General features: G+C 65.3%; 20 protein-coding genes. 7 read left to right on the top strand and 13 right to left on the bottom strand.

Features of this window, described 5'->3' with window-relative positions; genetic code table 11:
- Window positions 1–19: 19 nt before the first annotated feature.
- From AC0L58_RS02695 to AC0L58_RS02670, 6 genes are all read left to right on the top strand, one after another.
- On the top strand, window positions 20–292 hold the full coding sequence (locus AC0L58_RS02695; RefSeq protein WP_473686425.1) for a hypothetical protein: 273 nt from the start codon (window positions 20–22) through the stop codon (window positions 290–292).
- Window positions 289–1,248 (top strand): c-type cytochrome, encoded by a 960-nt coding sequence (locus tag AC0L58_RS02690; protein ID WP_473686423.1) that lies wholly within the window; start codon window positions 289–291, stop codon window positions 1,246–1,248. The genes AC0L58_RS02695 and AC0L58_RS02690 overlap by 4 nt, the downstream gene beginning before the upstream one ends.
- Window positions 1,248–2,939, top strand: a complete 1,692-nt coding sequence (locus AC0L58_RS02685) for a cbb3-type cytochrome c oxidase subunit I (RefSeq protein WP_473686421.1) — start codon at window positions 1,248–1,250, stop codon at window positions 2,937–2,939. The genes AC0L58_RS02690 and AC0L58_RS02685 overlap by 1 nt, the downstream gene beginning before the upstream one ends.
- Before the next feature lie 250 nt (window positions 2,940–3,189).
- Complete coding sequence (locus AC0L58_RS02680) at window positions 3,190–5,514, top strand: nitric-oxide reductase large subunit (RefSeq protein ID WP_473686419.1); 2,325 nt, start codon at window positions 3,190–3,192, stop codon at window positions 5,512–5,514.
- An 82-nt stretch (window positions 5,515–5,596) separates the two neighbouring features.
- On the top strand, window positions 5,597–6,001 hold the full coding sequence (locus AC0L58_RS02675) for a SirB2 family protein (RefSeq protein WP_473686417.1): 405 nt from the start codon (window positions 5,597–5,599) through the stop codon (window positions 5,999–6,001).
- The gene (locus AC0L58_RS02670) at window positions 5,998–7,953 is read left to right on the top strand and encodes a pyridoxal phosphate-dependent decarboxylase family protein (protein WP_473686415.1); all 1,956 of its coding nucleotides are present in this window, start codon (window positions 5,998–6,000) and stop codon (window positions 7,951–7,953) included. Before AC0L58_RS02675 ends, AC0L58_RS02670 begins: the two co-directional genes overlap by 4 nt.
- 25 nt (window positions 7,954–7,978) lie before the next feature.
- On the opposite strand, the gene AC0L58_RS02665 is transcribed toward AC0L58_RS02670, so the two are convergent.
- From AC0L58_RS02665 to AC0L58_RS02610, 12 genes are all read right to left on the bottom strand, one after another.
- Window positions 7,979–8,485, bottom strand: a complete 507-nt coding sequence (locus tag AC0L58_RS02665; protein WP_473686413.1) for a DnrO protein — start codon at window positions 8,483–8,485, stop codon at window positions 7,979–7,981.
- A 124-nt stretch (window positions 8,486–8,609) separates the two neighbouring features.
- Window positions 8,610–9,326, bottom strand: coding sequence for a purine-nucleoside phosphorylase (gene deoD, locus AC0L58_RS02660; RefSeq protein WP_473686411.1), 717 nt, complete (start codon window positions 9,324–9,326; stop codon window positions 8,610–8,612).
- A 7-nt stretch (window positions 9,327–9,333) separates the two neighbouring features.
- Window positions 9,334–9,552 carry a hypothetical protein gene (locus AC0L58_RS02655; RefSeq protein ID WP_473686409.1) on the bottom strand — a complete coding sequence of 73 codons (219 nt, stop codon included), beginning with the start codon at window positions 9,550–9,552 and terminating at the stop codon, window positions 9,334–9,336.
- Window positions 9,549–10,295 (bottom strand): deoxyribose-phosphate aldolase, encoded by a 747-nt coding sequence (gene deoC / locus AC0L58_RS02650; protein WP_473686407.1) that lies wholly within the window; start codon window positions 10,293–10,295, stop codon window positions 9,549–9,551. Before deoC ends, AC0L58_RS02655 begins: the two co-directional genes overlap by 4 nt.
- Before the next feature lie 102 nt (window positions 10,296–10,397).
- Entirely contained in the window at window positions 10,398–11,606 is a 1,209-nt protein-coding gene (gene fabB, locus AC0L58_RS02645; protein WP_473686405.1) for a beta-ketoacyl-ACP synthase I, read from the bottom strand.
- 1 nt (window position 11,607) lies between these two features.
- A complete protein-coding gene (gene fabA / locus AC0L58_RS02640) occupies window positions 11,608–12,123 on the bottom strand; it encodes a 3-hydroxyacyl-[acyl-carrier-protein] dehydratase FabA (RefSeq protein ID WP_473686403.1) in 516 nt (171 codons plus the stop codon).
- 239 nt (window positions 12,124–12,362) lie between these two features.
- Window positions 12,363–13,607 carry an alginate export family protein gene (locus AC0L58_RS02635; RefSeq protein ID WP_473686401.1) on the bottom strand — a complete coding sequence of 415 codons (1,245 nt, stop codon included), beginning with the start codon at window positions 13,605–13,607 and terminating at the stop codon, window positions 12,363–12,365.
- Between the two features lie 237 nt (window positions 13,608–13,844).
- Window positions 13,845–14,411, bottom strand: coding sequence for an SCO family protein (locus AC0L58_RS02630; protein ID WP_473686399.1), 567 nt, complete (start codon window positions 14,409–14,411; stop codon window positions 13,845–13,847).
- Between the two features lie 10 nt (window positions 14,412–14,421).
- A complete protein-coding gene (locus AC0L58_RS02625; RefSeq protein WP_473686397.1) occupies window positions 14,422–15,186 on the bottom strand; it encodes a formylglycine-generating enzyme family protein in 765 nt (254 codons plus the stop codon).
- A 2-nt stretch (window positions 15,187–15,188) separates the two neighbouring features.
- Window positions 15,189–16,709: a copper-containing nitrite reductase gene (gene nirK, locus AC0L58_RS02620; protein ID WP_473686395.1), complete on the bottom strand. Its 1,521-nt coding sequence runs from the start codon at window positions 16,707–16,709 to the stop codon at window positions 15,189–15,191.
- Between the two features lie 124 nt (window positions 16,710–16,833).
- Window positions 16,834–18,084, bottom strand: coding sequence for an NnrS family protein (locus AC0L58_RS02615; protein WP_473686393.1), 1,251 nt, complete (start codon window positions 18,082–18,084; stop codon window positions 16,834–16,836).
- A 93-nt stretch (window positions 18,085–18,177) separates the two neighbouring features.
- On the bottom strand, window positions 18,178–20,796 hold the full coding sequence (locus tag AC0L58_RS02610; protein ID WP_473686391.1) for a bifunctional diguanylate cyclase/phosphodiesterase: 2,619 nt from the start codon (window positions 20,794–20,796) through the stop codon (window positions 18,178–18,180).
- Window positions 20,797–21,555: 759 nt separating this feature from the next.
- Here AC0L58_RS02610 and AC0L58_RS02605 point away from each other — a divergent pair.
- The gene (locus tag AC0L58_RS02605) at window positions 21,556–22,206 is read left to right on the top strand and encodes a PEP-CTERM sorting domain-containing protein (protein WP_473686389.1); all 651 of its coding nucleotides are present in this window, start codon (window positions 21,556–21,558) and stop codon (window positions 22,204–22,206) included.
- Between the two features lie 174 nt (window positions 22,207–22,380).
- On the opposite strand, the gene hrpB is transcribed toward AC0L58_RS02605, so the two are convergent.
- Window positions 22,381–24,918: an ATP-dependent helicase HrpB gene (hrpB, locus tag AC0L58_RS02600; RefSeq protein ID WP_473686387.1), complete on the bottom strand. Its 2,538-nt coding sequence runs from the start codon at window positions 24,916–24,918 to the stop codon at window positions 22,381–22,383.
- Between the last annotated feature and the right edge of the window lie 36 nt (window positions 24,919–24,954).

Genomic DNA, 24,954 nt, shown 5'->3' with positions numbered 1-24,954 from the left:
CAATCCAGGGGAAATTCACATGTCGCAGCGAATGACGGATCTGACGCTTTCGGTGTTGGCCAGCGTGGCAGCGTTCGCCTTGTCCTGGCCGTTCTGGCGAGACTTCGAATACTGGGCCGAATCGCACGTGGCGTGGTGGATCTATTTCGTGTTCGGTTTCGTGCTGGCCGTCTACGTGTTCTACATCTTCATCGAGAGTCTGCACATCCTGTTCCTGCACGGCAAGGAGGAAGCCGCCGCGACTGCGCCCGCCAAACCGGGCCCACGCGCCGACAAGGGAGACCGCTCATGAGTTGCGGCGTGGGCGGCAGCAGCTGCGAGACGCCACGCCGGCGCGGCGCGTTCGTGATGCTTGGGGTGATGACGGCGATCTTCATCGCACTGTCGATTTTCTCGTTCGTGAAATCACGCGACCAGGCGACGCCCTACGCGGTCACCTACGGCAAGTACACCGCAAACGAGGGCAAGCGGGTATTCCAGGCCTACAACTGCATGGGTTGCCACACGATGGTCGGCAACGGTGCCTACCTCGGGCCGGATCTGACCGGCGAGTACGCACGCGTGGGGCCGGCGTGGCTCGCGGCATTCCTGCCGTCGGCCGGCGGTTGGCCGACCACCGGGGCAGTGCGCGCCCAGCTTCTTGATCCCGATCAGCGTGCCGACACCGGCACCGACTCGATCGACGACTACCTGAAGAAATACCCCGCCGCGGCAGTGCAGATCGAGCGCCGCGGTGGCAAGACCACGATGATGCCGAACCTGCCATTGAGCAAGGACGAGATCGGTCAGTTGATCGCCTACCTCAAGTACACCTCGGCCATGAATACCGAAGGCTGGCCGCCCAAGGTGATGGTGGAGGGACTCGATCGCCGCCTGCAACTGGCGCACGGCACCGCCACGCTGGCCGCGGTGGCTCCTGCGGCAGCAGCGCCGGCGCCAGTCGCAGCCGATCCGGCCGTGCTGGGTGCGCAGCTGGTCAAGGACAACGGTTGCGTGGCCTGTCACGCCGCCGATGACAAACGCCTGGTCGGGCCCGGCTGGGGTGGCCTGTACAACTCGCAAATCAAACTCGCTGACGGCAGCACGGTCACCGCCGACGATGCCTACCTGAAGGAATCCATCCTGCAGCCGAATGCAAAGATCGTCGCGGGCTATCCGGCCAGCGTCATGCCTGCGTACGACAGCTTGTTGAAGGAAGACGAAGTCGACGCGATCGTGGCCTACCTCCACACCTTGGAGAAGCAGTGATGCAGATTGAATACCAGACCCAACGCCTGAGCCTGCGCTTCTTCATGCTGATGCTGGTGTTGTTCGTGACCCAGGTGGCTTACGGCATGCTGCTGGCGGCCCAGCAAGCGGACCCCACCCTGCTCGCGGGCGTATTGAATTTCAACGTCGCCCGCGCCGAACATCTCAACCTCGGCATCATGTGGATCGTGTGCGGCTTCATCGGCGCGATCCTGTTCGTCGGGCCCTTGCTGTCCAAGCGCGAGATGGTCGCGCCGTGGCTGATCAAGTTCCTGTTCTACGCGGTGATCGTCATCGTGCTGTGGAACTTCTTCACCCAGTTCCTGGCCGAACGGGGCATCGCCGGCTGGTGGCTGGGCCAGCCGTGGTTCCAGCAGGGGCTGGAATACCTGGAGGCCGGACGCATTGCCGGCATCCTGATCCTGGTCGGCTTCGCCATCGTCTGCTATGTGGTGCTGCGCACGTTCCCGCCGGTGCGCCAGTGGAACGAGATCCACTGGGGGCTCGGCCTGGGTGTCACCGCGCTGATGGTGGTGTGGGTGTTCGGCCTGTTCTACATCCAGCGGCTGGACCTGCAGGAATACTTCCGCTGGTTCGTGGTGCACTACTGGGTCGAGGGCGTGTGGGAGGTCATCCACATCAGCCTGATCGGCATGTTCCTGGTGCTGATGTTCAAGGCCGACATCAAGTCGGTGGGTTTTGCGGTGTTCTGGGGCATCACTCTGGTGTGGCTGTCCGGGCTGATCGGCAACGCGCACCACTACTTCTGGATCGGCACGCCGGAGTTCTGGCAGTTCTGGGGCTCCTTGTTCAGTGCGCTGGAACCGCTGCCACTGGTGTTCTGCTTCTGGCACATCTACCTCGACGCACACACCAACAAGCGTCCGCTGGAAAACGCGCCGGCGTTCTATTTCATCCTCGGCTCGACGGTACTGGAGCTGGTCGGCGCGGGCATCCTCGGTTTCGTGATGACCTTTGCGCTCACCAACGTGTGGTCGCACGGCACCTGGGTCACGGCGGGACATGCGCATCTGGCCTTGTTCGGCACCTTCGGCATGCTCGGCATCGCGGCCGCGTACTACGTCATCCCGATCATGCGCAAGGCCGCGAACTACGACCAGCGCCTGGGCAAACTCGGTTTCTGGCTGGTGTTCATCGGCATACTCGGCATGGGCTTTGCGTTCTCCATCGGTGGCACCATCCAGGTCTACGTCTACCGCATTCTGGGGTTGGACTGGTTCGGCGGCGACGTGTCACCCGCGATGTACACCTACAAGCTGATGCTGCCGTTGTTCGGCCTGGTGTTTGCTGCAGGGGCTGGCATCCTGGCTTACGACCTGTTCACGCTGGGGCGTCGCGTGCGGGTTTCGGCGGACGCCGAACATCCTGCGGTGCCGCGCGCTGCCACCGGCTGGTACCGACCACTCACCGGCTTCGAATCAGGCATCTGGCTGCTGGGCATGTGGGTGTTCGGCACGATCATCACGCTTGGGTTGCTGAGCTTCAACCTGCCCAGCGTACGCGTGCAGGGCAACCCGACGTTGCCGTATCTGCTGGCCGGCGTGGGTTACCCCGGGCTGCTGCTGGTGACGCTGGGGTTCGTGTGGCGATTCCTCGCGTCGCTGGAAGCGCGCGCGAGTGCGCCGGAAATTGCTTCGCCATTCCTGCGGGTGCTGCCTGCGCAAACCTGAGTGAAGGTCGTTCCGGGAATCCGGGGAGCAGCTGCCAGCCAGGAGGGCCTTCGACCGTGTCGAGGGCCTTCTTCAGATGAGTGGACGACTTCGATTGCGGCGGCCCTCATCCCACTCCGCGCCGCCGGGTTTACCTGCACCGTGCACCGCGACAATTTGCGCAGTGTGGTCAACGCGGCGGCTTGACCTGCGTCAAGAACGACGGCATCGCCGTCCGCGAGGATGCGCGCATCTTTCAAGGGGGTGCGCGATGAGCAGTACCAGGAAATTGTGGTTGGGGCTGGCGGCGTTGCTGGTCGCCTCGTTCGCGGTATTGCTGTGGGTCGGCAAGGAGGTCCATCAGCAGGCACCTCCGTTGCCTGCTGCCGTGGTCACCAGCGACGGCCAGACGTTGTACACCAAGGCCGACATGGAGGAAGGACGCCAGGTCTGGCAGAGCATCGGGGGCCAGCAATTGGGCTCGATCTGGGGCCATGGTGCCTTGCTCGCGCCGGACTGGAGCGCAGACTGGTTGCACCGCGAATCGCTGGCCATGCTGGAACTGCTCTCGCGCGACGAGGGGCTGGGGCCGTACGCGTCATTGACCGCGCAGCAGCAGGCGCCGCTCAAGGCACGCGTGCAGGAAGAATTGCGCACCAATACCTACAACGCCGACGACGGCACGATCACGGTATCCCGTTTGCGTGCGACGGCGATGGAAGCGGTGGCGGCGCACTACATGAGCCTGCTCAGCAACGACCCGGCCACGCATGACCTGCGCGAGACATACGCGATGCGCGAGAACACGGTGGCCAACATGGAGCACCGCCGCGAGGTGACCGCGTTCTTCTGGTGGAGCAGCTGGGCTGCGGCCACGCAGCGCCCGAACGAGGCGATGAGCTACACCCAGAACTGGCCGTACGAACCGCTGGCAGGCAATACGCCGACTTCGACCAGCTTCCTGTGGTCGGTCTTCAGCATCCTGTTCATGATCTTCGGCATCGGCCTGCTCGGCTGGCACCATGCCCGCCACGTGAGTCAGGAGCCGCTGCCGGTGATCCCGGCGCGCGATCCGTTGACCGAGTTCAAGGCGACGCCTTCGATGAAGGCCACCGGCAAGTACTTCTGGACCGTGCTGGCGTTGTTCCTGGTGCAGATCCTGCTCGGCGCCACCACGGCGCACTACCAGGTGGAGGGTCAGGAGGCCTACGGCTTTGCGCTCGCCAACTACCTGCCCTACAGCCTCACCCGCACCTGGCATACCGAACTGGCCGTGTTGTGGATCGCCACCGCTTGGCTGGCCACGGGCCTGTACATCGCGCCGCTCATTTCCGGCCACGAACCGAAATTCCAGCGGCTCGGGGTGAACTTCCTGTGGGTGTGCCTGCTGGTGATCGTGGTCGGCTCGTTCGCCGGCCAGTGGTTCGCGGTGATGGACAAGATGGGTTTGCAATACAACTTCTGGTTCGGCCACCAGGGCTGGGAATACACCGACATCGGCCGCTTCTGGCAGATCTTCCTGTTCATCGGCCTGATGCTGTGGCTGTTCCTGGTCGGCCGCGCGCTGTGGCCAGCGATGAACCGGAAGCAGGAAGGCGCCTCGATCGTGGGCTTGCTGTTCCTTTCCACGGTGGCGATCGGCCTGCTCTACGGCGCCGGACTGATGTGGGGCGAGCACACGCACATCGCGATGGTCGAATACTGGCGCTGGTGGGTGGTGCACCTGTGGGTGGAAGGCTTCTTCGAGGTGTTCGCCACCGCGGTGATCAGCTACCTGTTCGTGCGGCTGGGCTTGCTGCGCGTCACCACGGCCACCACCAGCGTGTTGTTTGCGACCATCGTGTTCATGGCCGGCGGCGTGCTCGGTACGCTGCATCATCTGTACTTCAGCGGCACCACCACGGCGGTGATCGCGCTGGGCGCCAGCTTCTCGGCGCTCGAAGTGGTACCGCTGGCGCTGATCGGGCTGGAAGCCTACGACACCTGGAAGAAGCAGCACGCCGCGCCGTGGATGGCGCGCTACCGCTGGCCGATCATGTTCTTCGTGGCGGTCAGCTTCTGGAACCTGGTCGGCGCCGGCCTGCTAGGCTTCCTGGTCAACACACCGATCGCGCTGTACTACATGCAGGGCCTCAACCTTACCGCCAGCCATGGCCACACCGCGCTGTTCGGCGTGTACGGCATGCTCGGCCTGGGCCTGATGCTGTTCTGCCTGCGCGGCATCAAGCCGGCCGCGCAGTGGCGCGAAGGATGGCTCAAGAGTGCCTTCTGGCTGCTCAATATCGGACTCTCCCTGATGGCAGTGCTGACCCTCCTTCCGCTGGGCATCCTGCAACTGAAGGCAGTGCTGGAGAACGGTTACTGGGCCGCGCGTTCGGCCGAGTTCATGGACCAGCCGATCGTGCACATGCTGGTATGGATGCGGGTGCCCGGCGACACCTTGTTCGCGATCGGCGCACTGGTGATCTCGGCATTCGTGGCCTCGCTGTGGCTCGTTCGCAAGCCGCGCACGCAGGCCGTGCCGATGCCGGAACCCGAGCCCGTCACGCGGGAAACGGCCGCTCCGCTGCCGCAAGCCGTGCTCGAAGGCGCGTGATGCAAGGCTGGTGATGTACGTCAGGGCGCGCCGCACGGCGCGCCCTGATCATGAATTCATTGCACGAAGCCCGAGGGATGCCGTGATCGAGTTCTATCCGCAGATCAAATGGGTGCACATCGCCTGCGTGCTGGCCAGCGGCCTGCTGTTCGCGTTTCGCGGTGTTCTGGTGCAGGCAGGCCACGAGCGGGTCGCGCAGTTCACATCGCTGCGCCTGCTCAGCTACACCATCGACACCACCTTGCTCACCGCCGCGCTGATGCTGGTGAGCGTGCTGCCGGCCGCGATGTTTGCCAACGGCTGGCTCACCACCAAACTGGTGCTGCTGGTGGCCTACGTGGTGCTGGGCACGCTGGCACTGCGTCGGGCGCGTACATCGCGTGCTCGCCTGGCATTTTTCGTGGCAGCACTGGCGACCTATGTCTACATGCTCGGCGTGGCGCGCATGCACCACCCGGCAGGCTGGTTTCTCGGATGGCCGGCATGAGCGCGGCACAACCCTTCGGCGGCGGCGAACCGCGCGACCATACGCTGGACGCCTGCTTCCTGGGGCCGTATGGCGAGAACGACGGCCTGCTGGAAAGGATGCTGGTGGAGTTCCTGCGCGACCACGTCTACTGGCGGCGCAATTTTCATCCCGAGGACCCGCCGGCGATCGGCACGGCTGCCACGCATCATCCGGACTACGTGGCCTTCGAATCGCGCATGCGCCGGGAACTGCACCAGCTTTCGGCGGCGCTGAAGAAATCCGTGCCGTTCCACAGCCCGCGCTACATCGGCCACATGGCCTCGGACTTGTTGCTGCCCGGCTTGGCCGCGCAGATGCTCACCCTGCCCTACAACCCCAACAATGTCAGCGAGGATGCCGCACCGGTCACCGTCGACATGGAGGTGCAGGTCGGCCTGCAACTGGCGCGCATGCTTGGCTACCCACACGATCCGGCACAGGAAGGCTGCGCATTCGGCCACCTCACTTCGGGCGGCACGCTGGCCAACTACCAGGCGCTGCGGCTGGCGCTCGCGTTGAAGGCGTTTCCGGTGGCCTTGCGCGCGGCGGAAGTACCGGGGCTCGACTTGCCGCCGGATGACTGGACCGCGTTCAACCTGTCCCAGGCCGACGGCATCGCCTTGCTGAGCAGCTGGCAGACCTGGCTGGCGGCGCAGACTTCCGCGGATCGTACGCGCTGGGTGAAGCGCGTCGAACGCGAGCGTATCGAGCAACGCGGCCTGGCCAGCTTCTTTGCCGCGCATCCGTCATTGAAAGTGCCGCTGGTATTGGCACCGGTCACCGCCCACTACTCGTGGAGCAAGGGGCTCAAGCTGCTTGGCCTGGGCCGCGACCAACTCGAACTGTTGCCGACCGAAGGCATGCGCCTGGATGCCGCCGCGCTGCGTGACACGCTGCAACGTTGCGCCGACGAACGACAGGCGGTGCTGATGTGCGTGGCCGTGCTCGGCAGCACCGAGTACGGCACGATCGACCCGGTCGATGAGGTGCTCGCCGCGCGGGAGGCATCACGCGCGCGCGGGCTGGATTTCGCCGTGCACATCGACGCTGCCTGGGGCGGTTACCTGGCCACCCTTTTCCGCAACGAGGATGGAACGCTGCGTCCCCGCGACGAAGTGGCCACCGACTACGTGCAGTTCCCCACGCCTGCCGTGCACGCGGCGTTTGCCGCGCTGGGCGACACCGATTCAGTCACCGTCGACCCGCACAAACTCGGCTACCTCCCGTACGGCAGCGGCGCCTTCATCTGCCGCGACCACCGTGCCATGGCGCTGTTGGCCGAGCGCGCCGACTACGTGTTTCACGGCGGCACCCCGAAGGACTACCTGGCGCGCTATCGCAACCTCGGCCAGTTCATTCCCGAAGGCTCGAAGTCCGGTGCCGCCGCCGCGGCGGTCTACGTGACGCACAAGGTGTTGCCACTGGATCACGCCCAATTCGGCCGGTTGCCGCAAGCCACCGTGCGCGCGGCGGAGATGTTCCACGCCCGGGCGCAGCGCTTCGCCCTGGAGTTGTCCGATTGCGTGCAGGCGCTGGTGCCGTTCGCGCCGGACAGCAACCTGGTCTGCCTCGCACTCAACCCGCGCGGCAACAACTCGATCAGCGCGGCGAACACGTTCATGAGCGAGTTGCACGACACCTTGCGCAGCGACCCGCGCCAGCCGCTGCAGACCAAGGAATTCTTCGGCTCGGTCACCACCCTGCGGCCGGACATGCTCGGGCCGGCGCAGACCGCGCGCATCTTCGGCGCGCTGGGCCTGGACACCAGCGCCCTGGATCCGGACGAGGATCGCCTGCTGATCCTGCGCCACACCCTGATGAACCCGTTCCTGATCGACCACGAGAACGGCATCAACTACATCGACCGCTACTTCGAGTTTCTCACCCGTCGCGTCTGCGCGGTGCACCACACGCACCAGTACAAGGCCTGAGCGCCAGTCGGCAGCGCCGCCAGATCTACGGCTCGTCGTGCATCACATGTTCCACCGGCGCAGGCTGATCCCAGCCCGGGTCGTTGAAGTACTGCGGATAGTGCGCCAGCGCTGCGCGCATGTCGGCCACCGCCGCCACGTCGTGCGGGTGAGCCTTCAATGCCTGCGCTGCACCGAGCAGCGGCACCAGGATGCCGTGCAGCGCGGCATCCGGCTCGGCGTCGAGTTTGCAGTGGGCGAACATGTAGGTCACCGCGTCTTCCACCTCGCTGGCGCGATCGACCACCATCGACTCGCTCATGTGGCCCATTTCGTGGTGTTTGAGCTGATCCACGGCGGCATGTGCACGACGGATACCGATTTTCAGCGACGCATCCGGCGCCCAGCGCTGGACTGGCACCGCTACGCTGGGTGCGACCGAGGTCGCGGCCGGTGCCGCATGGTGTTCATGCACGTGCTGCGGCGCAGCCTGCGCCACTGCGACAAGGCCGAAGCCACAGGCCAGCACGACAAGGGTGGGCACGAGTTTCATGCGACTACTCCGGCAGGCGGCGCCATTGCCGCGAATGCCTTGATGCTAACCCGTGGCTGTGCGGGGATGGCTGACCTGCATCAATCCGTGCATGCGCTGGCCGCGTCGAATCGTCGCAACAGGCTCAGCCGGGCCCGGACCCCCGCAAGCTGTCCAGCACCAACGCGGTCATCCGCGACAGGCCCTGCTCGCGCTGGGTCGCCGGCATGTGCGTGTCGTGTTGCAGATGGTCGCTGACGGTGAGTACCGACAGCGCCTGGAAACCCTCGCGCATGGCCACGCCATACAGCCCGGCCGACTCCATCTCGATGCCGCGGATGCGATGCGCCAGCAGCCGCGCGACCAGTTCCGGATCGCCACGGTAAAAACAGTCGGTGCTGAACACGCCGGTGACGCGCAGTTCGACATGCTGCGCGGCGGCGGCGTCGGCCACCGCACGCAGCAGTTCGAAGTCGGCGCAGGCGGCCAGGTCGTGGCCAGCGAAGTGCAGGCGATTGAAATTGGAATCGGTCGACGCCGCCTGGGCCAGCAACAGGTCGCCCAGTTCGACGTCGCCCACGCCGCCGCAGGTGCCTACGCGCACGATGCGGCGCACGCCGAACACGCGCGCCAGTTCGGTGGCATAGATCGCGCAGGAGGGGATACCCATGCCGCTACCCAGCACCGACACGTGCATGCCGCGATAGTGGCCGGTGTATCCGAGCATGTTGCGGCGGGTGTTCACCTCGCGCGCGTCATCGAGAAACTCGTTGGCGATGTGGCGTGCGCGCAACGGGTCGCCGGGCAGCAGGACGGTGTCGGCGATCAGGCCGGGCGTGGCGTCGAGGTGGGGCGTCGTCATGTGGCGATCATGCGCAGAGGAGAAAACTGCGGCCTGCCGCCAGCGGCGACAGGCGCGGATGGACGGCCATGCCGCGCCATGCCACCGCCATCGCAAATGCACCGAGCCGGCCTTCGCTCCACGAGCCGCCGCCGATGCCCTGTGCCAGCGCATGCAGCTGTGCCGTGTCCAGCGTTGCGCCGTCGCGCTTGCGCCGAATCAGGCTGGCTGCACCCGGCGCATTCATGTGGCGTCCGAGGCCAGCGCGGACAGTTCACGGAACAGCGCGCTGGCGCCAATGCGGAAGTGCCTTGCGTCACACCAGGCTCGGCCCAGCCGCGCCTCGGCCAAGTCCAGGTAGGTGGTCGCATCGTCCAGCGTGCGGATGCCGCCCGCCGCCTTGAACCCGCAACGACCGCCGGCGCCGGCGATGGCGTCGAGGATTTGCATGGCTGCCTCGGGCGTGGCGTTGACCGGCACCTTGCCGGTGGAGGTCTTGAGAAAGTCCACACCTTCCTCAAGGCCGATGGTGCAAGCGGCGCGGATCAACTGGTGCGTGCCCAGCACGCCGGTCTCCAGAATCAGCTTGAGCTGCACACCATCCGTGCAGACTGCGCGGCAGGCCCGCACCACGGTGCGTGCGCAAGCCGCGTCCCCGTCGAGCAGGGCACGATACGGCAGCACCAGGTCGATCTCGTCAGCGCCCGCGCCCAGCGCGCGCCGTGTCTCGCGTTCGACGCGCGCGGGGTCGCTGCCGCCGTCGGGAAAGTTCACCACGGTGGCCACCTTCACGGCATCGCCGCGCAGCCAGCGACGCGCAGTGGTGACGTGTTCCGGATAAACACAAACCGCAGCAGGCAGGCGCGGCGCAGCCACGGCCGCGTTGCACAAGGCCTCGATCTGCGCCGGGATGTCGTTCTCGCCCAGGCTGGTCAGGTCAAGCAAGGACAACAGGCGCGCCGCAAGGGCGCGCTGATTGGATGTATCCACGGACACAAGCCACTCCGGCAGCCAATTGCCATGCAGCTTAGAGTGAGCAGATGGCCGGCTCCTTGACCTGCGGCAAGCCGGCGTGATCCGACCGCGCCGGCATCACACCTTGGCAAACACCAGGCTGCCATTGGTGCCGCCGAAGCCGAAGCTGTTCGACATCACCGTGGTGAGTTTTTCCGGGCGGCTTTCACGCAGGATCGGGAAGCCTTCGGCACGCGGATCGAGTTCGTCGATGTTGGCCGAGCCGGCGACAAAGCCCTGCTCGAGCATCAGCAGGCTGTAGATCGCCTCGTGCACACTGGCCGCGCCAAGCGAGTGACCGGTGAGCGCCTTGGTCGAGGACAGCGGTGGCACCGCGTCGCCGAACACCTCGCGTACCGCATTGAGTTCCACGATGTCGCCCAGCGGCGTGGAGGTGCCGTGGGTATTGAGGTAGTCGATCGGAGCGCTCACGTTGGCCATGGCCATCTGCATGCAGCGCACCGCGCCTTCACCCGAAGGAGCCACCATCTCGGCGCCGTCGGAGGTGACGCCGTAACCGACCAGCTCGGCATGGATGCGCGCACCGCGCGCCTTGGCATGCTCGTATTCCTCCAGCACCAGCATGCCGCCTCCACCGGCGATGACGAAGCCGTCGCGGCCGACGCAGTAGGGGCGCGAGGCCGTCTGCGGGGTGTCATTGCGACCGCTGGACAGCGCACCCATCGCATCGAACTGCGCGGTCATGCCCCAGTGCACTTCCTCCGCGCCGCCGGCAAACATCACATCCTGCGCGCCGTGGCGGATCAGGTCGGCCGCCGCGCCGATGCAATGCGCCGAGGTGGCGCACGCGGCGGAAATCGAATAAGTGAGGCCGAGCAGGCCGAACGTGGTGGCCAGCGTGGCCGACACGGTCGAGCACATCGTGCGCGGCACCATGTACGGGCCGATCTTGCGCACGCCCTTGTTGCGCAGCAGGTCGCCGGTCTCGATCTGCCAGCGCGGCGAGCCGCCACCGGAGCCGGCGATGGCGCCGGTGCGCGGGTTGCGCACTTGTTCGGGAGTCAGGCCCGCGTCAGCAATCGCGTCGCGCATCGACACGTAGGCATAGGCCGCTGCATCGCCCATGAAACGCTTGAGCTTGCGATCGATCTCCGCTTCCAGGTCGATCTCGGGCACGCCGGCAATCTGGCTGCGCAATCCCAGCTCGCGATACTCGGGAACTTCGCGGATGCCCGCATGGCCATCACGCAAGGCCGTCGTCACGCTTTCCAGCGTGTTGCCCAGGCAGGAAACCACGCCCATGCCCGTCACTACAACTCGACGCATCTCAGAACCCCTCGGTAGACTGGAACAGGCCCACGCGCATGTCGCTGGCCTCGTAGATCAGGCGGTCGTCGACGAAGGTCTTGCCATCGGCGATGACCAGCCGCAGCTTGCCGCGCATCACCCGGCGGATGTCGATCTCGTAGCGCACCAGCTTGGCTGTCGGCATCACCTGGCCGGAGAACTTCACGTTGCCCACGCCCAGCGCGCGACCACGACCGGGCTCGCCCAGCCACGGCAGGAAGAAGCCGCTCAGCTGCCACATCGCATCCAGGCCCAGGCATCCTGGCATCACCGGGTCGCCAATGAAATGGCAGCCGAAAAACCACAGGTCCGGATGGATGTCCAGCTCGGCATGGATCAGGCCCTTGCCGTGGGAGCCACCCTCGTCGGAAATCCTGGTGATGCGGTCGAACATCAGCATGGGTGGCGAAGGCAGGCGCGCGTTGTCGTCGCCGAACAGTTCGCCGCGGCCGCAGGCCCGTAGTTGTTCGTAATCGAACGAGGAAGGACGTGTCATGAAAAATCCATCAGGTGAGGGAATCGCAGGATGTGGGCGCGGCAAGCTGTCGACCGGACTTCGATCGACAGCCACGTCGACGGACAATTCACGCCCGTCCCGGCACGCAAAGTACGCGCGCGTCACCACGTCACATCGTACATGCTCCGGCGATTGGACGAGGTGAAATTGCCATCACGTGCGGCCATATGCGGGCAGCCGATGCGGACAGGCAGGCCGCAATCGGGCACTCGGCATGCCTATGGCGCCGCATGCTGCCCCTTCCATTCCAATTGCAACCACAGTTTGGCGTTGTCGCGGTCGAGGCCGTCAGCGCGATAGTTCGCCAGTTTCAACATACCGCTGAGACCTTGCGCCAGTGCAAACGTCAGCGACGCATCCCATTCGCTGCCGTATCGTGTGCCGCGGTCCGCGCGATAGTCGTGGTACGCAACCGCCCAGGCCAGCTTGCCGGCCAGGCGGCCACGGCCGAACCTGCCGTTGACGCCCAGATACCGATCCTCCAATCCACCGGCCGGGGTCACGTTGAAGCGGTCGTCCCAACCGTTGAACGCGTGCAGGGTAGCGAGCGGTGTCTGCAGCGCGTGGGTGCCGTCGCTGCCCAGATGCTCCCAACCCAGCTTCACGGTCACTGCCGGCAGACTCCAGCTCGGCTCCAGCAGCCAGTAACTGACCGCATAGTTGGCCGGGTTGTTGGCGTAGTCTGCTTGCCGCGCGAACTCGGCCGTCCAGGCGGGACCGCTGCCGTTTTCCAGATGGCTGCCGGTCCAACGCAAACCAAGGGTCGCGGTGGAGGCAGTCCGCACGTCGCGATCCTGGTGCAGATAGACATAGCCGACCCAGGTTTGTGCGCCGCGCACGTAGGCGGTGTTGAGCAGATGCGTATCGAGCTGGCGATCGCGCGCCAGCGGATTGATCGCATCGGGGCCAGCCACCCGATGCACGCGATCGAGCCAGTCGTAGCGCACGGTCCAGTTGCGCGCCGGCTGCCACTGCAGCGCGATCGCGTCATAGGTCTGCTCGAACTGGCGCCAGCCGCTGTTGCCGACCCAGCGCTGGTTGTCCAGCTGGATGCGCTGCCGCCCCAGCGTGGCGCCAAACGCCTCACCCTGCCAGCCGAGCCAGGCCTGGTTGAGTTCGCCGCCGCGCGGGTCGGTGATCGACGGGTATTGCGTACGACCATTCGCACCGCTGTTGTAGCGATCGTCGGCAGCAGTCACACCAGCGCCTTCCAGCAGTCCGCTCCAACCGCTGCCGAATTGGGCGCGCAAGCCGAGGCGCAGACGCAACGTGGTGGCGCGGGCGTCGCGACTGAAGGCGTCGTCGTCGACCTGCTCCTGGCGCAGGCGCGTATCCCATTCCAGCTGCCACGTTGCCGGTGCTGACGCCGGCGTTGTGGCAAGACTATCGCGTGCCACAGCAGGGCCAGATAACGCCGCGGCAAGCAAGCCCGCGGCAAGAACCATCCGGTGATTCGTGTTCATCATGTGTTCCCCTCGAGTGTGCGCGCAGTGTGCGTGCGCTTCCGCGGCGATGGATTGACCGTCGTCAAGCGTGCCGAAGGAAAATGGCAGGCGTGACAACTCGCCGCGCTCGCCAACCATCGATAGAGCATGATCCACGCGTGGTGGTAGGGCGGGCTCTGCCCGCCGTCCTCGCGCGCAGCGTGAAAACGGCGGGCAGAGCCCGCCCTACGGGCTGCGAATCGCTGGGCGCTCAGATCACGGGGTGGATACGACTTCGTGGATGGTTTTCACGAAGGCGGGATCGAGCTTGCCGATCACCGTGGTGCGGGCCGCGATGCGGCCATCCGCGTCAAGCAGGATCAGTTCGCTGCTGTGGTTGAACTCACCGTCGGGCAACTGCCGGTACTGCAGACCGAGCACGCCGGACAGCTGGCGCACCTGGGCCGGTTCGGCCCGTGCCAGCGTCCAGATCCGCGGATCGAGTTTGCGCTTTTCGGCATAGGTGCGCAGCGTCGCCACGTCGTCCTGGGCGGGATCGAAACTCACGGCGAGCAAGTCCACCTGCGCGCGCGCCGCCGGGTCCAGCGCGTTGCGGGTCAGCCGCAGGCTGTCGATGATCATCGGACAGACCATCTGGCATTTGGTGTAGAACATCGTCACCAGTTGCGGCCGCCCGCGCCGCGCCGACAGCAACTGCCGCTGGCCATCTTGCATGGTCAGCTGCACGGGCAGGTTGTAGACCGAGTCGCCCGGCAGCGGCGTGGCCGCGTAGGCGAGACCAGCCAACAGCAGACCGGCGACAAGCAACAGCAAACGCTTCATGGCAGGTTCCTCAATTGGGCTTCGCGCAGCGGAAGCCCATGTTGTTGGTGGTGTCGGCCGCTTTCAGCGCGGACAGCATGGCGATGCGCATCAGCACCGCGTAGTTTTCCTTCTCCTGCATGCTGATCGCGCCGGCGCCACAGAACTTCAGCAGGTCCGGATCGCCCTGCTGGCGGCTGTCGCTGGCCACCATCAGGGCGTTGAAGTCGTCGACCCATTCCCACACCAGGCCATTCATGTCACGCACGCCGTAGACGTTGGCGGCTCCCCCGACCGCTGGCAGCGCGGCATTGGAAGGACGCGCGTACCAGCCCAGAATGCTCTCGCGCCAGGCGGGGTCCTTGCGGGCGTCACGCCGCGTCGCGTCTGCGGCGGCCGCGAACTCCCATTCGTACCAGGCCGGCAGGCGCGCCTGTTCGCTTTCGCAATAGGCTTGTGCAGCGAACCAGCTGACCCGTGTCACCGGTTGCCGTGCCTGGGCATGCTCACCCAGCAGCTCGGCGCCCTCCCAATGGGTCAGGTAGCGTGCATCAGCGAGAATGCTGGCTACCTTGTCTCGCTGCCACTCGGGATGCGCCTTGACGAAGGCCAGAAACTCGCCATTGGTGACCAGCTCGGTGCGCAGCTGGAACGGTGCCACCTGCGCCGGCGCGGTCTTGCCGTCGGCAGGCAGCACGCTGGTGAACGTGCCTCCCGGCAGGGCGGCGAATTCCGCCGCCGCTGCCGGGAGTGCGAGCATCAGCCCCAACCACGCCAGGGCCAGTCGCGCGTGCATTCTCAGTGCTCCGGATCCGCACGCGGGCCAGCTGCGGCGCGTTCCTTGGCCACTTCCTCCTTGGTGATCTGGCCACCGGGATTTTCCCAGCTGTTCAAGACGTAGGTGAGGATGTTGGCCACTTCGTCGTCGGTCAACTGGGCCATCGGCGGCATCACCGAGTCGTACTCGTGACCGTTCACCTTGATCTTGCCGGTGAGGCCGTGCGTGACGATGGAGATGGCGCGCTTGGGATCGGCCGCAAGGTAGTCAGACTTTGCCAGCGGCGGGAACACGTTGGGCAGGCCTTCGCCATTGGGCTGGTGGCAAACCGAGCAGGTGCCCGTGAACAGCTGTTTGCCCGCCGCAATCTGGTCATCCTTGGTCAACGTGCCGGCGGCGTGCGCCTTCGCGGCGACGGACACGGCTTTCAGGTTTGGCTCGGAGCGATCACCCAGGTAGACCGAGTCCACTTCCTTGCCCGAATACACCAGCTTGTTCTCCGGGCCATCCACCTTGAGGATGCCCAGCGCGCCCTTGTTGAAGGCCCGGAAGATCGAGTGGTCGACCAGCACGTAGCTGCCCGGCACGTCGGTGCGGAACTCCACCATCGCGGCACCGCCGGAGGGAATCAGCGTGGTCTGCACGTTCTCCTGCGGATGGGTGCCGCCTTCGGGCTGCACCTTGTCGAAGATCTCGCCGATCACGTGGAAGCTGGAGACCAGGTTGGGACCGCCGTTGCCGATGAACAGGCGCACCTTCTCGTCGGTCTTGGCCGTCAACGCGTTGTCACCGGTGAGTGCGCCTTCCTTGCCGTTGAACAGCACATAGGTCGGGTTCTCGTCGATCGCCTTCTCCATGTCGAACGGCTGGTGACCCTTCTGGCGATACTTGCCCGTGGTGTAGAAATCACCCTGCATCACGTAGTACTCATGGTCTACCGGGCTCATGCCTTCGGGCGGCTCGACCAGGATCAGGCCGTACATGCCGTTGGCGATGTGCATGCCCACCGGCGCGGTGGCGCAGTGGTAGACGTAGATGCCCTGGTTGAGTGCCTTGAAGGTGAACTGCGACTCATGCCCCGGCGCGGTGAAACTCGATGCTGCGCCGCCACCGGGACCGGTCACGCCGTGCAGGTCGATGTTGTGCGGCATCTTGCTGTCCGGCGCGTTCTTCAGGTGGAACTCGACGGTGTCGCCCTGGCGCACGCGGATGAAGCTGCCCGGCACGGTACCGCCGAAGGTCCAGAACGTGTAGCTCACGCCCTCGGAAATCGGCATGTCCTTCTCGATCACTTCCAGGTCCACGATCACCTTCGCCGGATAGTTGCGATGGATCGGTGGCGGGACGTGCGGCGGGCTGGTCAGCACCGCGTGGATCGGCTCGCCCTGCGGCGGACCGAAATCGCCGCGCTCGGAGGCGACCGATTGCGAGGTGGTGGGACTGCCGAAAGGAGTCGACGCCGACGGCGGGGACTTGCCAGAACACGCCGCCAGCGCGCCAATGGCGAGGGCGGCAACAACGGTGGTCAACGGTCGCAACATGGATGTTCTCCTGGGTTCTGCGGCAAGCCTAGGGGAACGTAACATCTTGCGATTGACTTGCGTCAAACGGAGACCACTCTGCGGGCATCTGCGTCACCCTGCCGCAGGATCATGCGATGGAATATCAGCCTGATTTGCCGTCGGCGCGCGGCGTCAGGTAGATCCAGGCCGAACGCAACACCCACGGCAGGAACGCCAGCAACCAGCCGTAGGCGGCGACCATCGACCACAGATACATGTCGCCACCCAATTCGGCCCGAATACGTATCAGCGCCACCACCTGCAGCAGTGCGAAGCAAAGCCACGCCACCTTGCCCATCTGCATCGGACGACCGGAGTGGCCCTGGGTGACGCGCGTGACCATCGCCACCAGCATCGAGCCGAAGAAGCCGATGCCCAGCGCATGCAGCGGCGCCCGGCCCAGGATGAAATGCCCGCTGGTCGCGTACACCACGTCCTGGATCGCGAACAGCGCGAACGCCACCGGCAACCAGGCAAACGCCAGGTGCAAGACCGCCAGGATGCCGGGATGCATCGCCCGCCACGGCCGCCAGCTCAGCGAGTGCCACGCAAACACCAGCGCCAGCGGTACGTCCACCAACCACAGCCAGCGCAGCACGCCAAGCCACGCCAGCACCAGGTGGGTCAGCAACAGCACCCACACCACCGGCATGCTCCAGTCGGGGCGGATCACCGGATAGCCCTTGATGATGTTGCCGGTGAAGAACGGCAGCATGCGGTGCATCACCGTGAAATAGATCGGCAGTAGCAGACCGAAGGTGCCGATGTTGATCGCCAGCAATGCGCACTGCGCCGGCGCGCCGAACAGATAGGCCAGGAAGATGGCGATGCCGAGCGTACCCAGACAAAGCGCGAGCAGTGCCGAGCGCGCGTGGCCCTTGCGCTCGGCCACCGACGCGCGCAGCACGCCCGCGAGTGTCCACACCCCCACCAGGTAGCCAACCAGCATGACCGCCATGCCCAGCTTCAGCAGCCAGGCCAGGTTGAGCAGCCCCACGTTCGCCAATACATAGCCGCCGAACACGCAGCCCGCCACCGGCAGGAAACGCGTGCGCGGCAGGTCCGGCCGACCCAGCCAGCGCGGGAAGGTCGTCATCAGGAAGCCGAACATGAACAACGGGAACAGTCCGTACTGGATCAGCATCGCATGACCCCAACCCGGCGGAATCGTGGGCTGCGGCCAACCGACCATGCCGAAATGCATCGAGGTCAGCTCGATCGCCCACCACGCCATGCTCAACATCACCGCGACGGTGCCGGCCAGGAACAGGGGGCGGTGTGGCGCGGCTGCCAGCAGCCGCGGAATATCGGCAAGAGCTGTAGGCGTGTTGTCGGTGACTGGTTGTTCGGACATCGGGGCGTGGGACTGATCGTGAATGACTCCGCATGGTGCCACAGCGACGCCGATCGCCCCCATGACCTGCATCAGGCGCGCAGGCACGCAGGCTCAGTGGCGATGGAACAGGGCCAGCTCCGGACGATGCAGGCTGAAACCCTGCACGCGGTTTACCCCCAGCGTCGTGAGTGCCTCCACCGTGGGCGCATCAGCCACCCACTCGGCGATGACTTCCAGGCCGAGCCGATGTCCGATATCGGTTACCGCCTTCACCATCAGGTGGCTCACCGGATCGCTCAGCATGTCACGCACGAAGCTGCCGTCGATCTTGATGACATCCAGCGGCAGGTTCTTCAAATAGGTGAACGACGACATGCCCGCACCGAAATCATCCAGCGCAATGCGGCAGCCCGCCGCGCGCAAGGGCGCCATGCAGCGTGCCACATTGGACAAGTTCCGTACCGCGACGGTCTCGGTGATTTCGAAACACACCCGCGAGGGGTCCACTTGATAGCGTTCCAGCAGTTCGATGATCCAATCCGCCAGCGCTTCGTCGTCGATGCTGGCGCCGGACAGGTTGATCGCCACCATATCCACGTTGCTCCCGGCGGGGTGCAACCTATCGAAATTCGCCACCGTGGTCTCGATGACCCATCGGTCGACTTGCGGCATCAATCCGTAGCGCTCGGCCGCGGGCAGGAATACGCCGGGCACCACCAGTTCACCTGACTCGTCGCGAAAGCGCAGCAGCATCTCGACACCGGGCACGGCACCGCCAGCCAGCGGCAGCGACCACACTTCCTGATAGGCAAGATGCAGGCGCTTTTCGTCGATTGCCCAGCGCAGCCGGTTCGCCCAATCCATCTCGGTACGTCGACGCACCGTCTGATCGTCGCGCTCGGAATAGAAGTGCACGCGATTACGGCCCATTTCCTTGGCCAGGTAGCAGGCGCTGTCAGCCTGGGTCAAGAGATCCTTCGCCCCCGCTCCCGAATGATCGATAACCACGCCGCCGATGCTGACACTGATCATGTAGCTGCGCTGCTCCCAGATGAAGACGTAGCCATCGATGCAGCGACGCAGGCGCTCGGCCACGCGCTCGGCCTCGTCCTTGTTTGCCACCCGGGTCAGCAGCACACCAAACTCGTCGCCGCCGAGTCGGGCCAGCACGTCCCCGCCCCGCAACTGCTCGCGCATCACGCCCGAAAGCTGTGCAAGCAACTGATCGCCTGCCAGATGGCCGGAGGTGTCGTTGATCAGCTTGAACTGGTCAAGATCCAGGTACAGCAGCACGACCATCGGCGAACCGACGAAACCCGCGGCCAGGACTTCCTGCAGGCGGCGCTCGAATTCACGCCGGTTGTAGAGATCGGTCAGCACGTCGTGGCTGGCCTGGTGACTCAGTTGCTCGGTCAGCTGACGCTCTTCGCTGATGTCGCTTGCCACCATCAGCAGCTTGCTGCTGCCGCTGAGCTCCACCCGCGAAATCGCCACGCTGGCCCAGAATTGCATACCCGCGTCGTTGCACAACAGCGCCTCGACGCGACAGCAACCGCTGGTATCGACGCCGCGCAGCTGCGTACGCAGCAGCTCATCCTCGAACAGATCCGGCAACAGTCGCGCGGTTGCCTGCTCACCCAGACGGTCACGTGAGGCGCGGTTGGCGTAGGTGATCCGACCGCTGTCCACTTCCGCCAGCAATACCAGGGCCGGCAACAATTCGTTCAGCGCGCGGAAGCGCTCCTCGCTCTCCCGATAGCGCCGGCTCATCTGCCACCCCAACTCGAGCGCACGCTGCCGGGTACTGGCGATCGAGTACACCAGCAAGGCCAGCAGCACACTCGCCAGCACGCCGGCCGGCAGCATCGACTGGTTCCACTCCGGCGCCGGAGAGGCGGTCTCGCGGGAGGTCATCACCACGTCCCAAAGTCGGCCGCCATAGGCCAGCTGACGCTCAAACCGGAACCCGTCCGCCGCCTGCGGTGCGCCGGGCATCGAGTCGAACAGGGGCAAAGCCTGTCTGGCGTCGGTGACGTCGGTGAGCTTGAGTCGCAGCAGCCGATTCACGTCTTGTGGCATCAGGTTGCCGAGCAACTTGCTGGCCCGGAAAGACACGGCAATGGAGCCCACCGCGCGCTGGCGCCGCTGGGCAACCGTTTGCGGAGGATCCCCCGGGCTGAACACCGGCAGCCTGAACGTCATGCCGTCGTCGATACCCGAAACACGAGTTTGCTGCACCGGGCGAAACGGAGCCGACAGGACGGCCTGGTCACTGTCTCGCGAAGCCAGCAGTCCGGCAAGATTGTCCGGCTGCGAACCCACCGCCAGGCCGACCAGCGAGGCGTTGCCCGCTTGCGGCTCCGCCCAACGCGTCACGTAGCGGTCGCCGTGCGCGCCCGGCTCGCGTCGCGCATACGCCAATGCCAGCAGGCTGGGAAACTGCTCGCGCGGGCGCATGTTGGCGTAGAAATTCGCGAACTCGGCATGCGTCACCTCGTCCGACGCAAGAAACAGTGTCTGCACCGAACGCAACACCGATTCCGCGGAGTGCAACCTGTTTTGCAGCGATGCAAAGGTCGCGCTGGCCATCTCGCCGCGCACCAGGGCGCGTTCCGCCAGTTGTCGCCGCTGTTGCTGGTGGTGCGCTGCAAAGGCCAATGCCAGGCCCGCGAGCAAGGCAAGCAGGCTCCACCCCCAGGCGCCCGGATGCCGGCGCGACGGCGTCGCCATCGAAATCTCGGCAACACCGTCGTCACGGCGAGCCTTCCTTGCCGGATGGAGCGCCGGGAGATCCATATTCTCTGGCAAATTCGCCGCCATGGAGGTCCGTTGCAGTTGAGGGTACAGAAGGGTCACGCGCCGGTACGGGGAAAGAGGGCGGCCTCAGCCAGGTCACGCACCGCATTTCCCGGCACGCACCTGCGTTTCTTTCCTCCGCTCAACTGGTGTATCGGCCGACCGGCAGGATTATTGAGACAGGGGGCTGGGCTTGCCCAACCCGCCAGCGCAGGCCGAGTGGCGGTGATCCGCACAATCCGAAACCGCATGCCGATACTTGCGACAAGAAGCATTGCAACGAGGCAAACCCCGGCCCGCTACACCTGCGCGACCTGCAACAGTCATGGCGGACCCATGCCGGCCACTGGCGAAGAAATGAAGATCTCGCTCGGGTGCCCAGGCGCCTGCACGACGAGCCCACCGTTGACCCGGTGTCTGCAGGCGGATCGCCTGCGATACGAACGTCGGAATATTTTACGAATCGAGCGGATTTTTCTGGAATGGATCGTTTTGCTTAACGCATATGGCGATTCCAACGCATTGAATACAGAAGTATTTTTTGGTAGTCCTCGGCTGTCTCCCCCTTGGCACAGATAGTGCTAAGAATTAATCGGGGAGGGGACAGTTTGAAGCCAATCGGCAAACGACGGAAATCGTGCCTGACCTCAATCGCTCCGCTCGCAACCACGACGAATCCTGAGGAGAACTATCGTGAAACTCAATCAAAACGCGTCGGTCGCCACACGACCAAAAGCTGCCGGACGGATGAAGACATTCCTGATGTCTTTTCTCGTAGCTTCGCTTCTTGGCGTGGCAGGTACCGCCAGTGCGCACCTGACCGCCTTTGGCTGGAAAGACAACGGCAACGGCACGATCACCATGTGGGGCCAGCACTGGCATGGTGATCAGAGTGCGCCTTCCACCGCCAATGGTGGCGTAAGGATTGGCATCTACGGCACTGATCCGGCCTTGTGGCCAGTTTTCCAGTGGACCGGGTTTGCAAACAACCTGGGCGGAACCACGGATGAAATGAGCGACATGGTGACGAATGGCATCTTGACTGGTTTCGCCGTAGAACCGCTCAACTTTAGCAACAGCCCGGATGATAATGATTGGTTCTTCACCGATCCCCTCGTCCTGGGGGATGGCACTTGGGGGCTGTTTACCGGCACCAACTGCTGCATCGACACGATGAGTGCACCCGGGGAGTTTGTCATTACGGGAATTGGCAGCGTCGATCCCGGCACGGGTCCCGGGGGCGCAACCGACGTTCCGGAGCCTGCGTCGCTGGGTCTGTTTGGCATCGGGCTGGTCGGGCTGGCTGCGGCTTTGCGCCGTCGCAAGTACAAGCACAGCGTCTAACCCATCAGGGTTGTGACAGGAAAGCGGCGGACGGGATGTCCGCCGCTTTCCTTTTTCACGACGTTGCAGCATTGAACGCTTCTCGGCAACTTTTCGACGACGCGATGTGTGACACCAACGGATGAATCCTGCGGATCGCCGCGCCGCGATGAGCCGCGACTGGCCTGGTCTTCCTCACTTCCCCCGCGGCTTGGCCCGATGCGTTGCGCTAGCGGTCCACGGATCGTCCGGCCACGGGTGCCGGGGATAACGCCCCTTCAGTTCCTTCTTCACTTCCGGATAGGTGCGTTCCCAGAAGCCGCGCAGGTCCTGGGTGACCTGGATCGGGCGGCCTGCCGGTGACAACAGATGCAGGGTGACCGGAATGCGGCCGCCACCGACGCGAGGTGTATCGGCCAGACCGAACAATTCCTGCAGCTTGACCGCCAGCACCGGTGAGTCGGTGTCGGCATATTCGAGTCGGCGCGCCTGGCCGCTGGGCACGACAAGCAGCTCGGGCGCCTGCGCATCGAGCTGTTGTCGTTGTTCGTAGTCGAACAGTGCCGTCAGGGCCTGCGACAGGTCTTCGGCGCGCAAGGCATCGAGACGGTGCTTGCCAGCGAGATACGGCGCGAGCCACGCATCAAGTGTGGCAAGCAGCGCGGCGTCGGACAGATCGGGCAAGCCGAGCTCGGGCATCCACGCGCGCACGGCCTGCATGCGCGAACGCAGTCGCCGCGCGTGGTCACTCCATGGCAGCACGCCGAGCCCACCTGCGCGGATCGCGGCCAGCATCGCGGGCAAGGCGTCTTCCGGCTTCACCGGCACACTGCGACGATCGAGCACGATGGCGCCAAAACGATCCTCCTCGAAGGCTTCGGCGGCGCCGCGCTGGTCGTTCCAGCGCAACATGCGTTCACGCGCGAACCGGGCGGGGAAATCGCGTTCGAGCATGCGCGGGTCCAGCGGCGCGGCGGCGTAGACCAGGCTGTCACGCGACTCCAGGCGCAAGTCGAGCACCACCAGCCAGGGTTCGCCAAGCATGGCGGTGTTCTCGTGCAGGCGCACGCCGCGACCGTTGGCAAGCGCGTAGCGCAGCGGATTGCTGTCGTCGCGATGGGCGATGCGATCGGGAAAGGCGTGCGCGAGCAAGTCGCCGACGGCGTGGCTGTCGGGCACTCCGCTGGCCGCAGTGCGGACGTCCAGACGTCTGCGCCAGCCCTTGCTGGCCTGCTCGATGGCGGCCAGCGCTCCGCCGTCCGCGTCACCGCGCAATGAGTTGCCGCGACGATCGCGCCAGGCGTGCAGGGCCGCCAGACGCACGCGAAAGTCGTCATTGCGCGCCTGTGCGCCGCGCATGGGGGAACGCGCTTCCATCAACGCCAGCAGGTCGGCCGCCAGCGCATGCCTCACGGTAGGCGCCCGCAAGGCCGCAGCGCCGAGACGCGGCGCCGCGCCGAGGTCGAGCATGCTTCGACCCAGCGCAGTGATCCGCCCATCGTTGGCCAGCGCACCAAGCGACTGCAGCAATTCCCGCGCCTGCGCCAACGCGCCGGCAGGCGGGGGATCCAGCCATGCCAGGCCTTCGCCACTCTCCGCCGTGATACCCCAGGCCGCCAGTTCGAGCGCCAGACCAGACAGCTCCGCCAGCTTGATTTCCGCACTGCGCCCGACCTCAAGGGTCCGACTCTGCGGCCACAGGCGATACGCCGTGCCCGCCGCCACGCGACCCGCCCGACCGGCCCGCTGATCCGCCGATGCACGCGAAATGGTCACGGTCTCCAGCCGGGTGAAACCCGAGTTCGGATCAAAGCGTGGCTCGCGCGCGAGGCCGCTGTCGATGACCGCACGGATGCCGGGCAAGGTGATGCTTGATTCGGCGACATTGGTGGCCAGCACGATGCGGCGCGTGCCGTGTTCGGCCGGAGCGAGCGCGGCTTGTTGCTCGGTCAGTGACAGTTCGCCGTGAAGCGGCAGGACCTCGAGACTCTCCCCGCCTTTTCCGCTGTTCGGGAGAACCCGTTCGAGCAGCACCTGCACCTGCGCAATCTCGCGGCGACCGGGCAGGAACACCAGCATGTCGCCATCGGTTTCCTCGAGGGCCTGTCGCGCCACGCGTGCGACCTGATGTTCGAGGCCTTCTGCCGTTCGCGCCGGCGGATGCTCGATACGCACCGGAAAGCTGCGGCCGGGGCTGGTGATGCGCGGCGCGTCAAGCCAGCTGGCGACACGCGCGCCATCCAGTGTGGCGGACATCAGCAGCAAACGCAGGTCGGGACGCAGGGTGGCCTGTACGTCGAGTGCGAGTGCGGCGCCAAGATCGCCAGCCAGATGCCGCTCATGATATTCGTCGAAGATGATCGCGCCGATACCGGTGAGCTCGGGATCGGCCTGGATCAAGCGAGTCAGGATGCCTTCGGTGACCACTTCCACCCGCGTGGTTGCACTCACCCGCGATTCGAAGCGGATGCGGTAGCCGACCGTGTGGCCCACCTCTTCACCCAGTTGCCGCGCCATGAACTGCGCGGCGGCGCGTGCCGCGATGCGGCGCGGCTCCAGCATCACGATCTTCTGCCCGGCGAGCCATGGCGCGTCGAGCATGGCCAGTGGCACCTGGGTGGTCTTGCCCGCACCGGGTGGCGCTTCCAGCACCAGCCGCGGCTGCACCGCCAGCGCAGCCAGGATGTCCGGCAATACGTCGGTGATCGGAAGCATGGGTGTGGCCGCGGTCATCGGTGCAGATGATAGCGACTGGCGTCCAGACGACGG

The sequence above is a fragment of the Rhodanobacter sp. G2-10 genome (assembly GCF_055809185.1).
Note: the sequence above shows the minus strand (reverse complement) of the source record. Positions and strands in the feature narration are given on the sequence as shown.